10 protein-coding genes are annotated in these 13,534 nt (G+C 71.2%); 4 read left to right on the top strand and 6 right to left on the bottom strand.

Annotation, left to right across the window (positions count from 1 at the left end):
* Positions 1 to 625: 625 nt before the first annotated feature.
* A complete protein-coding gene (locus E1287_RS09510) occupies positions 626 to 1,645 on the bottom strand; it encodes an alpha/beta hydrolase (RefSeq protein WP_131964496.1) in 1,020 nt (339 codons plus the stop codon).
* Between the two features lie 195 nt (positions 1,646 to 1,840).
* Here E1287_RS09510 and E1287_RS09515 point away from each other — a divergent pair, with 195 nt between their 5' ends.
* Positions 1,841 to 2,041: a hypothetical protein gene (locus E1287_RS09515; RefSeq protein WP_131964497.1), complete on the top strand. Its 201-nt coding sequence runs from the start codon at positions 1,841 to 1,843 to the stop codon at positions 2,039 to 2,041.
* Positions 2,042 to 2,137: 96 nt separating this feature from the next.
* Here the strand turns inward: E1287_RS09515 and E1287_RS09520 are convergent, their stop codons facing one another.
* The 3 genes from E1287_RS09520 to E1287_RS09530 form a co-directional block, all read right to left on the bottom strand.
* Positions 2,138 to 4,384 carry a bifunctional SulP family inorganic anion transporter/carbonic anhydrase gene (locus tag E1287_RS09520; protein ID WP_243718779.1) on the bottom strand — a complete coding sequence of 749 codons (2,247 nt, stop codon included), beginning with the start codon at positions 4,382 to 4,384 and terminating at the stop codon, positions 2,138 to 2,140.
* A 128-nt stretch (positions 4,385 to 4,512) separates the two neighbouring features.
* Positions 4,513 to 6,519 (bottom strand): hypothetical protein, encoded by a 2,007-nt coding sequence (locus E1287_RS09525; protein WP_131964499.1) that lies wholly within the window; start codon positions 6,517 to 6,519, stop codon positions 4,513 to 4,515.
* A 278-nt stretch (positions 6,520 to 6,797) separates the two neighbouring features.
* A complete protein-coding gene (locus E1287_RS09530; RefSeq protein ID WP_243718781.1) occupies positions 6,798 to 7,376 on the bottom strand; it encodes a YbhB/YbcL family Raf kinase inhibitor-like protein in 579 nt (192 codons plus the stop codon).
* A 386-nt stretch (positions 7,377 to 7,762) separates the two neighbouring features.
* On the opposite strand from E1287_RS09530, the gene E1287_RS09535 reads away from it, so the two are divergent.
* Positions 7,763 to 9,169 carry an NAD(P)/FAD-dependent oxidoreductase gene (locus tag E1287_RS09535; protein WP_131964500.1) on the top strand — a complete coding sequence of 469 codons (1,407 nt, stop codon included), beginning with the start codon at positions 7,763 to 7,765 and terminating at the stop codon, positions 9,167 to 9,169.
* Positions 9,170 to 9,247: 78 nt separating this feature from the next.
* Here the strand turns inward: E1287_RS09535 and E1287_RS09540 are convergent, their stop codons facing one another.
* Together E1287_RS09540 and E1287_RS09545 are read right to left on the bottom strand one after the other, a co-directional pair.
* On the bottom strand, positions 9,248 to 10,057 hold the full coding sequence (locus E1287_RS09540) for an ABC transporter permease (RefSeq protein ID WP_131964501.1): 810 nt from the start codon (positions 10,055 to 10,057) through the stop codon (positions 9,248 to 9,250).
* Positions 10,054 to 11,046, bottom strand: a complete 993-nt coding sequence (locus E1287_RS09545; protein WP_131964502.1) for an ATP-binding cassette domain-containing protein — start codon at positions 11,044 to 11,046, stop codon at positions 10,054 to 10,056. The genes E1287_RS09540 and E1287_RS09545 overlap by 4 nt, the downstream gene beginning before the upstream one ends.
* A gap of 330 nt (positions 11,047 to 11,376) precedes the next feature.
* Here E1287_RS09545 and E1287_RS09550 point away from each other — a divergent pair, with 330 nt between their 5' ends.
* A complete protein-coding gene (locus tag E1287_RS09550; protein WP_131964503.1) occupies positions 11,377 to 11,937 on the top strand; it encodes a PH domain-containing protein in 561 nt (186 codons plus the stop codon).
* Positions 11,934 to 13,526: a PH domain-containing protein gene (locus E1287_RS09555; protein ID WP_243718783.1), complete on the top strand. Its 1,593-nt coding sequence runs from the start codon at positions 11,934 to 11,936 to the stop codon at positions 13,524 to 13,526. Before E1287_RS09550 ends, E1287_RS09555 begins: the two co-directional genes overlap by 4 nt.
* Positions 13,527 to 13,534 lie beyond the last annotated feature (8 nt).

The following is a 13,534-nucleotide window of genomic DNA, read 5'->3' on the forward strand; positions in this document are numbered from 1 at the left end:
GGTTGAAAGACGGTGCGGCGTGCCTGCTTAAAAGTCAAAAAGGTGATGCTAGCAATAGAAATCCAAAAGAAGATCTGAACTAGACTAGCAATTGTTGACAAGCTAATTATGTGAGGCACTGTAATCATATTTTAACTCTCCACTACATTTGCAAGTAGACCGTAACTAAAAGCTAGCATAAAGCTCTGCAAAAAACTCCAAAACTCAGTCATTTGCAGACTGTCCGGTAACGGACAGCGAAGTCGCGACGTTGATCAAGCTCTTCACACCTAAGCGATAGGAACCAGTGGGTTTGATCAACATTGGTGGTCTCAGGTTCGAGTCCAAGCTCGACTAGGCCGAGTAAGGCGGCGCCCTCCAAGTAGTTGCCCCGGGCACTCTGCCGTCAATGATTTCTTGACGATGGATCGACCAGCATCGCCACATCAGTACTACCTGCCAAGTTGGGCTGGTGAAACGCTGTGTTGAGCTCTCAAGAAGACCGACCGAAACCGGGCACATCCAGGGCACACGGGCGCGCGATCATGCGCGAAGTGATGAGAACCAACGAGGGCCGGAACGCCTGGTCGTGATGCGATTGCTTGTGTCTGCACAGGTCATGCATGACGCCTGCTAAGAACCCGGCTTACAGGCCGACTCGTCCGCCCTCTGCGTGCTCTGCGGGGGGCTCGGCTTGGGCTGTGGTCAGTAGGGTGCGGAGGTCGGCGGTTGCCTGTTGGGCGGCTTGTTCGGCTGTGGGGGAGATGCCGCCTAGGCCGAAGTAGCTGTGGTTGAGCGTGGGCCATTCGCGGTGGATCACCGGGACGCCGGCGGCGTGGAGGGCGGTGGCGTAGGCGTCGCCCTCGTCTCGTAGCGGGTCGAAGCCTGCTGTGTGGACGGCGGCCGGTGCGACGCCGGTCAGGTCGGAGGCGTGCAGGGGCGACAGCCGCCAGTCTTCTGCGTCGCCGGACGGGACGTACTGCTCGGCGAACCAGCGCATGGCCGCGAGGGTGAGGCCGTAGCCGTCCGCCCGGTCCGTTCGGGACGCGTAGCGCGCGTTCACGGCCGGGTCGGCGTAGCCGCCCGCGACATCGATGACCGGGGAGATGAGGAGCTGCGCTGCCAGCGGGACCCCCTGGTCGCGGCAGGCGAGGGCGACGGACGCGGCGAGCTGGCCGCCCGCGCTGTCTCCGGCGACGGCTGTGCGTCCCGGTGCGGCCTCGGCCACGTGGAGCGTGGCGGCCAGGCAGTCGTCGAACGCGGCGGGGAACGGGTGCTCGGGCGCCAGGCGGTAGCCGACGCCGACGACCGTCGAGCCGGTCTCCACGGCGAGCCGCCGCGAGTACTGGACGTGCGTGTGCTCGTCACCGGCGACCCAGCCGCCGCCGTGGAAGAACAGGATCGTGGCGTCGGTGAGCCGGATCGCGGGCTCGATCACGCGGGCGGGCACCGGGCCGCCGGCCGTCTCCAGGACGACGTCGCGCTCCGCGGCGGCGACCGGCGGATCGGGGAGGAGGCCCAATGCCAGCTCGTTGCCCGCCCGGAGATGGATCCGGAAGCCCTCGACGGACGTGTCGGCGGCCGTCGCGGCCCGCACGCGCTGCCTGAGCCATTCGTCGATGTCCGGTCGAAGACGGATCCGTCCGCCACGCGCGGCCTCCTTCATGGGTTGTGAGACACACTGAACGCCCGCGGAGGGCGGGACGTGCAGGCAACTTCGCAGTGGCATACGACTCGACAGGTTCGGGTCACACGACACAGATGACATGAAACGGCGCGCATATCGTCCCAGGTAAGAGCTGATCGCCTTGATCGGTGACGACGCGGAGCCGGGTGCTGGGCTCCGTGGAGAGGAGAGCCGATGTTCGTCATCGCGTTCGTGGCCCTCGTGCTCGCCGGGGGACTCGCCGGTGTCGTGTACCTGTGGGACTTCTCGCGCGCCAGCCGGCGCGACGCGCTGTTCCTCCCGGCGTCCGACCGCCGCTCGCGGCGCGCGCGCCGGGTGTCGGGGATGTACGTCCGCGACTACACGCGCCGCGACAACGAGCTCATCAGCCGCTGACCGAAGGCCGCGGCGGAGGACCAGCGGAGCGGGGGCGCTGGGTCGCGGTGGAGACGCGTGGGTCGTCCTTGCGGGGGGACGACCCACGCTTGTTTTTCAGGTGAGGGACCGGGGTTGCGGGGGCTCGTCCGGGACGGGGTCGTCCGGGACGGGGGTGAACGCGCCGGTGCCGCGGTCGAGGATCTCGACGTTGGCGGACTGCAGGTCCAGGTAGAGGCCCACCAGTTCGATCTCGCCGGACTCGACCCGCTCCCGGAGCCAGGGATAGGTGAGCAGGTTGTCGAGCTGCTGCATCACGTTGATCTTGCAGAGGCGGGTGAGGGGCGACTCGTCCGTCCCGGGCGGTTCCTCGGCGAGGAAGCGGGCGAGGCTGTGGTTGCCGTGCTTGAGCCAGCGGGACAGACCGGCCAGATGGTCGACCTCGGTGCCGCCGGCGAGGAGCGCGGCCATCGCGCCGCAGTTGGAGTGGCCGCACACGGTGATCGTTTTGATGTCGAGGACGTTGACCGCGTACTCGACGGTCGCGGCGACGGAGTCGTCGGGCGTGCGGGAGCCGTGGCGGGGCACAAGGGCGCCGACGTTGCGGTTGATGAACAGGTCGCCGGGCCCGCTGGCGGTGATGATGTTCGGCACGATGCGCGAGTCCACGCAGGTGATGAACAGGTGCTGGGGCTTCTGCTCCATCGCCAGCTCGGCCATGATCGGCCGGACGAGGCGGGCGGTGCGGCCGTGGTACTCCCGGACGCCGTCCAGCAGCACCGCGGCCGGGGACACCTCGGGCGCGTCCAGCTCGGCCTCGGAGTTCCGCCGCCTGTTGCCCCAGGGGGCCCACCAGCGGGTCGGCGGCGGCGTCTTGCGCGGTTGGGACGTTTCGCCAGTCACAGCTCTTTCATACCAAGCCTCGTGAACCTCATCGATGTCGACCCTGCCGCCCTGCCGTTCGTGCGCCATCCGCCACTGGTGGATGGCGTCGAACGCGGCATGGTCCATGAAGTCGACGTTGAGGTCCAGATCGACGTGGGAGCCGGACGGGACGTCCTGCAGGAGGCGCGTCACCTTCGGGACGCCGAGGAACGTCAGCGTCCCCTCGACGACCACGTGGGTGCGGGGCGGCACGGGCCCGTCCTCCGGCGCCGGAACGAGGTGCTCCGAGCGGATCGACAGCCGGGTCAGCCGCCGCAGCATCAGCACCGCCATGATCCCGATGCCGAGCAGCACGCCCTCGCCGAGCCCGAGCACGACCACGCCGACGAGGGTGGCGAAGTAGGCGGGCGCCTCGCGATGGTGACGAAGGTCACGGACGCGGGCGATGTCCATCAGCCGGACGCCGAGCACGACCAGCAGCGCCGCGAGCGCCGGCAGCGGCACCTGCTCGATGAGAGGGCCGCACGCCAGCGCCAGGACCAGGACCCAGACCCCGTGCATCACCGTGGACGCGCGGGTGCGGGCGCCGGCGTCCACGTTCGCCGTGCTCCGGACGATCACGCCCGCGATCGGCAGCCCGCCGAGGAACCCCGACACCGCGTTGCCCGCGCCCTGGCCGAGCAGGTCCCGGTCGAGGTCGGCGCGGGGGACCCCGGCGGGACGCTTCCGGTCGATGGCGACGCTGCACAGCAGCGACTCGACGGCCGCGACCAGCCCGACCGACACGACGGCGCCGACGACGGCGGGCAGCGAGCCGTCCGGCAGGACCGGGGCCTGCCAGTCGCCGAGGAGCGTCTCCGGCAGCTCCACCCGCTGCGCGTTCCAGCCGAGCGACCACGCGGTCACGGTGGCGAGGGCGATGGCGGGCAGCGGGCCCGGCACGAGCCGCAGCCACCCGCCGCGCGGCAGCCGGGACCAGACGAGCAGGACGAGCACCGTCAGCGCGCCGAGCAGCGCCGGATGCGTGTGCGGGTCGACGAGCTGGCCCGGCAGCTCGCGGAGGTTGTCGATCGCCGAGTGCTGCGGGCTGCCGCCGAGCACCACGTGCACCTGCGCCAGGACGAGGACGACGCCGACGCCCGCGAGCATCCCGTGCACGACGGCGGGGGACACGGCGAGCGCGGTGCGGGCGACGCGGCTGGCGCCGAGCGCGAGCTGCAGCAGCCCGCCGAGCAGGGTGATCGTGCAGGTCGCGCGCCAGCCGTAGGTCTGCACGAGCCCGGCGACGATCACCGTCAGCCCGGCCGCGGGGCCGCTGACCTGCAGCGGCGATCCGCCGAGCAGGCCGGCGACGATCCCGCCGACGACGGCGGCGATCAGCCCGGCGGCGACCGGGGCGCCGGAGGCGACCGCGATGCCCAGTGACAGGGGGATCGCGACAAGGAACACGACGAACGAGGAGAGGAGATCGCGCCGCAATACGGAGACACTGAGTGGCTTTGAAGTCACTCTACGTATATAACCAGGATTGGCGGTGCTCCACCCGCGAACACGGCGAAGGCCGCCGGACGGATCCGGCGGCCTTCGTCATGCGTGCCTGTCTCCACTCAGCGGCGGTAGTTCTCCCAGTCGTCGGCGGGCTGGCGGGAACCGTACGGGCCGGTGTCGTTCTGCTGTCCGCCCGGCTGGTATCCGCCCGGCTGCGAGCCGCCGTAGTACCCGCCCGACCCGTACGCCTGCGTCGTGTTCGGGTCGTACGCCTGCGTCGCGTTGGGGTCGTACGCCTGGGTGGCGTTCGGGTCGTGCGGCGGGGTCAGCGGGTCGCCGCTTCCGTTGTAGCTGCTGCCGCTGAAGTCGCCGTAGACGCCCGCGCCGCCAGGGGCCGCGCCGGAACCGCCGTCCGCGCCGCCGAGCGCGCCGAACGGCTCGCGCCCGCCGCCGCTCAGCGGGTCGTCGTAGCGGGACGAGTCGCCGTAGGCCGGGGCCGTCGGGTATCCGTCGTTCTGCCCGCCCTGCCCGTATCCGGAGGCGCCGCCGAGGCCCGAGTCGTACCCCGACGTGGTGCCGGACGGGACGCCCGCGCCGATCCCGGAGTCGTAGCCGCCGGTCTGGCCCGGCTTGGGCCACGGGCCCGTGTTGCCGTTGCCGCCGGAGCCGCCCGTGCCCGCGCCGCCCGTGGAGCCGAACGAGCCGGTGCCCAGCGGGTCGCCGAGCGGGTCGTTCAGGGAGCCGCCGTAGGAACTGCCCGTGTCGGACGAGGCCGTCGCGCCCGCCGACCGCTGCCGGTCGTTCTGGATGCGCTGGAGCAGTTCGTCCACGGTGGGGAGCTTGTGGCCGTCGGTGTCGGTCCCGGAGCCGCTGTGCGCCGCGGGCGCGGCCGGTGCGGCCGGCGCCGGGGGAGCGGGCGGGCCGGACGGCTCGTCGGGACGGCCGAGCGGCAGCCCGAGCGGGTCGGACACGCGCGGGTCGGTGCCGAGCGTCCCGCCGCCCGGCGCGGACGAGCCGAGGCCCATGTCGTAGCCGTCCTGGCGTCCTCCGGGCGGCGGACCGGCCGCCGCCGCGGGACGGTTGCCCAGCGGGTCGGAGCCGTAGTCGCCGTAGCCCTGGTCGTGACCGCCGCCGTACTGGTCCTGGCCTTGGCTCTGGCCGCCTCCGCCGTACGGGTCGTGGCTCTGACCGCCGTAGGACGGGTCGCCGGGTCCGTGGTCGGCCGCCCCGTACGCGGGCTGCGGCTCCTGCCCGCCGTAGGGCGGCTGCATGCCGGGACCGCCCTGCATGCCGGGGCCGCCTGGCCCGCCCAGGCCGCTCGGGCCGCCGATCCCGCCGGGTCCGGTGGGACCGGCGAGGCCTGCGGGGATCGGGTCGTGCGAGGTCGAGCCGGGCTCCTGCCCGGTGAACTGGGAGCCGCTCTGGAAGCCGCCGGGACCGGGCATCTGCTGCGGGCCGGTTCCGCCGCCCTGCCCGCCGCCCATGCCGTTGCCGCCGATGCCGTTGCCCATGCCGTTGGCCCCCATGCCGTTGGCCATGCCGCCGAGCATCGGGCCGTCGGCGCCCATGGAGACGGGCTGGGTCAGGCTCGGCTGGGGCATTCCCGGCTGGTCGAAGGGCGGCTGCTCCATCGGCGCCTGCTCGGCGGGCGCCTGCGCGTTCAGCGGGTCGGCGGCGGGGTCCACGTCCGGGCGGACGCCGTCGTTGTCGTGCTGCCAGGGGAACTTGGGCTTGTCGAAGGTGATCGTCGCCCAGTAGTCGTCGTCCTCCATCTCGTCCGACGCCTGGGCGCTCGGGGCGGGAGGAGGCGGGGCCTGGCCGCCGGTGGGCGCGGCGAGCGGCCCGCCGGCGACGCGGCGGTCGATCGCGGGTTCGGGCATGCCCTGGCGGTCGTAGCCGTTGTCGTACCCGGCCTCGTAACCGTCGTTGTACCCGTAGCCGTCCGGGGCGCCGCCCATCTCGTCGTGCGGCTGGACTCCCCTGCGGCCGCGCGGCTGCTGCGGCTCGTCGTCCATCCAGTCGTCGTCGTCGCGTCCCGCCCTGCTTGCCCGCAGGCCCAGGGCCACGAGGACGACCACGAGGACCACGACCACAATGAGGCCGAAGACCACGATGTAAGAAGTCATGCCACCACCCAATGCCTTGGCCCGGCGAGAGTCTCCGGCGCGGACCTCGGGTCCGCTCCGGCCGTCGCCGGTTGCCGGACGTCCTCGGGAGTCCGCCGGCGCGGCTTAGCCCGATTCTGTCCGACCGCTATGACCGTTGTCACACCCTTCGCGCACATTTACCCTCACACGGCGCGTGCCGATCGGCCGGTTCGGCCCATCGGTACACCCCTGTCGGCTCCAGCCCCCCGGTGGGGTCCGCCCTGACCCGGTGCTCTGAGGCTCCACGGTCAACGCGCCTACTTGCCGCCGAAGTTCCCGGTGATCCGTCCTCGTCCCACCGTGTGCTCGGCGATGGCCGGCAGTGAGTCCTTCAGTGCCGCGCCGTTCTGGAACGGTGCCGGATCGTCCAGCGCGTAGATGGTGAACCGGTACCGATGCCGTTCTCCCTTGGGCGGGCACGGCGGCGCGTAGCCCGCCTTCTTGTCCGTGGTCAACCCTTCGACGGTCCTGTCCAGACTTGCTCCCTCGACGAGTTCGTTCACCGTCCCGTCGATGCCCGCGATCACCCAGTGGACGTAGGCGCCGCCGGACGCGTCCGGGTCGTCCATCACGATCGCGAACGACCTGGTCCCGGCCGGAGTGCCCGACCACCGTAGCGGCGGGGTCCTGCCCTGTCCGCCAGGGTACGTCGTGCAGCCGTACCGCGGGGGCAAGTCGCGCCCATCGCGGAAGACGGGGCTGGTCACGGTGAACCATTCGGACAGCTCGGCGCTCTTGTTCTGGGGCTGGCCGATCAGCCCGCAGCCGCCCACGGTCCCGGCGAGGGCGAGCGCGCCCGCCGCGGCCGTGATCGGACGCCGGTCTCTGCTCATCATCGATTCGCTCCCGGGCGAGATCGTACGCCGCGCGCCGCCGGATCGCCGTCATCTCGGCCTCGCATCTCGGCAGCCCGCATCACGCCGCCGGCGCCCCCTTCCTCGTCCGCCCCAACGATAGGGCTTCGCGGGGAGTGGAACGCGCCTTTCGTCCCGCCGCGCGACGGCTCTCCGGGAGAGGGGCCTGTGACGTTGGTCATGCGTGGTTTGTCCTGGTCCATCCGGAAAACTGAGAAGGAGTGGCGAGTTTCACAGCTTTACCGGCGGCTTTCTTTGCCGTGACGGGAAATTCTCGCGTTCTTCCCATGGTTCTCGATGGTGCCGGGCGCGATCATCAGGTAGCTTGTGAATGTCTTCACAAGCCGACCGTGACATTGGAGGCCGCAATGGCCAGGACCGCCGAGGGAACCCCTGGCGCTCCCCACATCCTCATCGTGGGTGGCGGCTATGTGGGCATGTACACCGCCCTGCGACTGCAGAAGAAGCTCAAGCGCGAGCTCAAGCGGGGCGAGGTCAAGGTCACCGTCGTGGACCCCAACTCGTACATGACGTACCAGCCGTTCCTTCCCGAGGCCGCCGCCGGGAACATCTCCCCGCGGCACGTCGTCGTCCCGCTCCGCCGGGTGCTGCCGAAGTGCACCGTCCGCAAGGCGCGGGTCACCGAGCTGAACCACGACGAGGGATGGGCGATCGTCCAGCCGCTGGCCGGGCCGCCGGAGCGGATCTCCTACGACTACCTCGTCATGGCCGCGGGCGCGGTGCCGCGGCTGCTGCCGATCCCCGGGCTCGCCGAGAACGGCATCAGCCTGAAGACGGTCGGCGAGGCCATCCACCTGCGCAACCACGTCCTGGAGCAGCTGGAGATCGCGGAGTCGACCAACGACGAGGAGATGCGCCGCAAGGCGCTGACCTTCGTGTTCGTCGGCGGCGGGTTCGCCGGCGTCGAGGCGGTCGCCGAGCTGGAGGACATGACCCGCGACGCCACCAAGTACATGCGCAAGGTCACCCCGCAGGACCTGCGGTTCGTCCTCGTCGAGGCGACCGACCGCATCCTGCCCGAGGTCGGCCCCGACATGGGCCGGTGGACCGCCGAGCAGCTCCGCGGCCGCGGCATCGCCGTGAAGATGAACACCCTCCTCAAGTCGGCGGTCGGCGGCCGGATCGAGCTGTCGGACGGCAGCGCCTTCCAGGCCGGGACGCTGGTGTGGAACGCGGGCGTCAAGGCGTCCCCGGTCGTCCGGCACGGCGACCTGCCCGTGGACGAGAAGGGCCGCGTCAAGGGCACCGAGTACCTGACCATCGAGGGCCTCGTCCGCGCGTTCACCGCCGGCGACAACGCCGCGATCCCGGACCTGACGCAGGACGGCGAGTTCTGCCCGCCGAACGCGCAGCACGCCGTCCGGCAGGCCAAGGTCCTCGGCGACAACATCGTCCGGTCGCTGCGCGGCAAGACGCTCAAGCCGTACGTGCACGGCAACCTCGGCACGGTCGCCGGCCTCGGCCTGCACAAGGGCGTGGCCAACCCGCTCGGCTTCAAGCTGAAGGGCTGGCCCGCGTGGTTCTTCCACCGGACCTACCACGGCGCGATGGTCCCGACGTTCAACCGCAAGATCCGCGTCGTGGCGGACTGGACGCTCGCGCTGTTCCTCAAGCGCGAGACCGTCTCGCTCGCCATCGTCGAGCAGCCCCGCGCCGACTTCGAGCTGGCGGCCCTGGACGACGCCCGCGCCAAGGCCAAGATCGCCGAAGCCGCCGCCACCACCGAAACGAACCCCGCCGAAACCGCGGCCTGACCACTCGTCCGACACAAGACGCCCCTGCGGCCGGTCACCCGGCCGCAGGGGCGTCTCGTCGTTAGGGGTGTTGCGGCGTCAGGCGCGCTTCTTGAAGGCGCGGAGGGAGAGCGGGGCGAAGACCAAGGAGATTCCGACGCCCCAGGCCAGCGCGACCCACGCGCTCTCCAGGACGGGGCCGCCGACCAGCAGGCCGCGCATCGCCTCCACCAGCTTCGTCACCGGGCTGTTGTCCATCACCCAGGCCACCGGGCCGGGGATGCCGTCGGTGTTCGGGATGAACGCGGTGCTCAGGAAGCTCAGCGGGAAGATCACCACGAAGCCGAAGATCTGCACCTTCTCCGGCTCGTTGACCTTCATCGCGATGTAGACCGACGTCCAGGAGAACAGGATCGCGAAGGTCAGCAAGAGCACGAACGCCGTCACCAGGGCGAAGACGCTGGTCTCGATCCGGAAGCCGATCGCGAAGCCGACCACGAGCAGGATCGCCATCGACCACGCCTGCTTGGCGGTGTCGGCGATGATCCGCCCGGCGAGCGGTGCGCTGCGCGAGATCGGCAGACTTCGGAACCGGTCGAAGACGCCCTTGGTGATGTCGGTGTTCAGACCGAAGCCCGTGCTCATCCCGGCGAACAGGGCGTTCTGCGCGATGATGCCGGGAATCACGACGGGCAGGTACGCGTCGACGCTGCCCGCCATCGCGGGGCCGAACACGTACGCGAACAGCAGCACGAACATGATGGGCTGGATCGACAGGTCAAGCAGCTCCATCGGGTTGTGCTTGATCTGGACGAGGTTGCGCCAGGCCAGGGTGAGCGTGTTGCGGACGGCGGTGCCGGGCGCGACCCGCTTGGACAGCTCCTGCGGCGCGAACGTCGCGGTCGTCATGCGGACGCCCCTTCCTTGTCGGCGGCCTGGGCCAGCTCGTCGGCCTCGGCGTCGATGTCGTCGGTGTGGTGGCCGGTGAGGGCGAAGAACACCTCGTCCAGGCTGGACTTGCGCAACGACAGCTCGCCGACGGCGACGCCCGCGTCGTCGAGGCGGCGGACGACGGCGGGCATCAGCTGCGGGTCGGTGATTGGCGTGCTGACCAGGCCGTCGCGGACCTCCGGGACGGCCTCGGCCAGGTCGCCGACGATCCGCGCCACGGCGTCCTGGTCGGCCGCGTTGACGGGGCGGACCTCCAGCACCTGCCCGCCGACCTGCGACTTCAGCATGTCGGACGTGCCGTGCGCGATGATCTGGCCGCGGTCGATGACGACGATGTCGTCGGCCAGCTGGTCGGCCTCCTCCAGATACTGCGTGGTCAGCAGGACGGTGACGCCGTCGTCGGTCAGGCCGCGGACGATGTCCCACAGGCCGTTGCGGCTGCGCGGGTCGAGGCCCGTGGTCGGCTCGTCGAGGAACAGGATCTGCGGCCGTCCGACCAGGCTCGCGGCGAGGTCGAGACGGCGGCGCATCCCGCCCGAGTACGTCTTGGCGGCGCGCTCGGCGGCCTCGGTGAGCTGGAACCGCTCCAGCAGCTCGGCGGCCCGCGCCTTGGAGTCGCGGCGGGGAATGCCGAGCAGGCGGGCGATCAGCACGAGGTTCTCGGTGCCGGTGAGCATCTCGTCCACCCCGGCGTACTGGCCGGTCAGGCCGATGAGCTGCCGGACCTTGTGCGCGTCCTTGACCACGTCGTACCCGCCGACGCTGGCGCTGCCCCCGGTCGGGTCGATCAGCGTGGCGAGGATCCGGGTCATGGTGGTCTTGCCCGCGCCGTTCGGACCCAGTACGCCGAGGACCGTTCCGGCCTCGGCGGTGAGGGAGACGCCCGCCAGCGCCTGGGTCTCACCGAACCGCTTCTCCAGGCCGTCGGCCTGGATGGCGTACGTCATGTGATCTCCTAGGTGAATTTCGTTTCGCCGGACGTCTCCGCCCCTCAGACGAGGGAGCAGCCCAAAATATGTGGTGTCCGGGGTGGTGTGCATCCAGTTTTTCCGCCGCCCCGGCCAAGCTCCGCCGGTGGCGCCTGACGCGCCCACAACATCGCATGGACCACTGACAAAACGCTGACGGCCGCCGGATTGTGCCCGCGACCGCGGATTCCGGCGTGCGCGCCGCGGCGAGCTCCGCGCCCGCGCCCCGGCGGGTTCCGTGCCCAGGGACCGGGTTTTCGCGCAGGGAGAAACGGCTGGAGGGCGCCTCCGGCGTTCTAAACTCGCGGTGTGACGTCGGTGCGGCGCAGTCACCAGAAGGACGGCGGGGGGCCGCACCCGCCGCGCTTGCGGCCGCCCGAACACCGGGTGTCGCGCCGCGCGATCGCGCACTGGGCCATCGAGTACCTGCTGCTGTGGGGCCTCGCGTTCGGGCTCGCGCTCGGCGTGGCCGCCTGGCTGGGCGACTCCGGATGGAGCGGGATGCCCGCGTGGCTGTCGGGACGGGTCGGCTGGCTGCCCTACATCGTCGGCACGGCGGGGCTGCTCATGGTGACCGTCGCGCCCGTCTGGCGTTACCGCGTCCACCGGTGGGAGGTCAGCGCCGACGTCGTCTACACCCGGACGGGCTGGTTCAGCCGCGAATGGATGCTGGTCCCCGTAGGGCGGATCCAGACCGTCGACACCGGGCAGGGCTGGATCGAACGGCTGCTGGGCCTCGCCACGATCAAGGTGAACACGGCCTCGCACACCGGGTCGTCCGAGGTCGCCGGGCTTCCGGTGGACGTTGCGACCCATCTGGCAGAGGACCTCGCGCACCGCGCGCACGATCTCCGCGACGACGCGACGTGAACGTCCGGGACGGCGACCAGGGGCCCGAACCCGCGGCGCACGACCGGACCGCCGGCTCTCCGTCCAACGGCCATCGCGACGGCGGCCATGGCGACGGCGCCCATCGCGACGGCGACCACCTGGTGGGCGCCACCGTCCCGCCCGGATCGAACGGGACGGGGCCGCAGGAGGCCGGTCACACGCAGCGGCTGCATCCGCTCACGTTCGTCGTCGGGGCCGTCCGGGAGCTCATCGCCCTGGTCCTGGCCGGCGCGACGGGACTTCTCGTCGGCGGGCTGTCCACGGCGTTCTACTTCACTCTCGCCGGGCTGGCGTTCGGGCTGATCTTCCACGTCGCGAGCTGGGTGACGTTCACCTACGTCCTGTACGGCGACCGCATCGAGCTCCGGCGGGCGCTCATCGGACGGTCGGTCAAGACCATCCCGCGCGACCGGATCCGGGGCGTGGACATCAGCGCGTCCCTCCCGCACCGGCTGCTCGGCCTCGCGGTCCTCCACATCGACGCGGGCGCGGACGGCGGCGAGGGGACGCTGAACGCCGTCTCCCGGCAGGAGGCCGAACGGCTCCGCGGGATCCTCCTGGCCAGGGACGCGCCCGCGCCGCCGCGCCGCGTCCTCGCCCGCATGCGGCGCCGCTGGTACGTGTACGCGCCGCTGAGCGGCGCCTACCTGCTCACGCCGTTCGCGCTGGCCGGAAGCCTGGTCGGCACCGTCTACAACCTCGGCGACGACCTCGGCCTCATCACGCGGGAACGGGTGGAGAACTTCGGCCATGACGTGGTGGGCCTCTCCACCGCCCTCGTCGTGGCGCTGGCCATCCTCGTCCTGATCGCGATGCCGGTCATGTCGGTGATCGTCTTCACGCTGTTCAACTGGGACTTCACCGTCCACGAGCGGGACGGCTCCGTCGTCGTGGAGCGCGGCCTGCTCACCCGCCGCAGCGTCTCGCTCGAACGGCGGCGCCTGCGCGGGGTCGAACTCGCCGACAACCCGTTCGAGCGGGTGGCCGGCGTGACCCGCCTCGGCGCGCTGATCACCGGCCTCGGCGACGCCGCCCATCGCGGCCGGCTCCTGCCCGCCGCGCCGCGCATGGTCGCCGAATCGCTTGCGGCGCGCGTCGTCGGGAACGTCCCCGGCCCGCTGATCGCCCACCCGCCCGCCGCGCGGGGACGTCGCCTGGTCCGCGCCGTGGCGGGTCCGGTCGGTGTCGCGGGCCTCGCCGTCCTGGCTGGTCAGCCCTGGGTCGTTTACGTGTGCGCCGTGTTCGCCGTCCTCGCGGTCCCGCTCGGATTGGACCGCTACCGCCAGCTCGGCCACGTCACTGACGGCGGACGCCTCAGCGTCAGGTCAGGCTCGCTGCGGCGCCGCCAGGTGGTCGTCGAGCACGACGCCATCATCGGGTGGCGCATCCGCCGGACCCTCTTCCAGCGCAGGCTCGGCCTGGCGACGCTGTTCGCCGCCGTCGGCGCCGGAGACGGCGGCTACTCCGCAACGGACATGGCCGAGGAGGACGCCGTGGCCCTGGCCGCGGGCATCACCCCGGCCTGGCTGGCGCCGTTCCTGGAGTCCCCGCCCGACGCCCGCCCCTGACCTGCGCG

It is taken from the genome of Actinomadura sp. KC06 (genome assembly GCF_004348735.1).
In the GTDB taxonomy this organism is placed as follows: Bacteria; Actinomycetota; Actinomycetes; order Streptosporangiales; family Streptosporangiaceae; genus Spirillospora.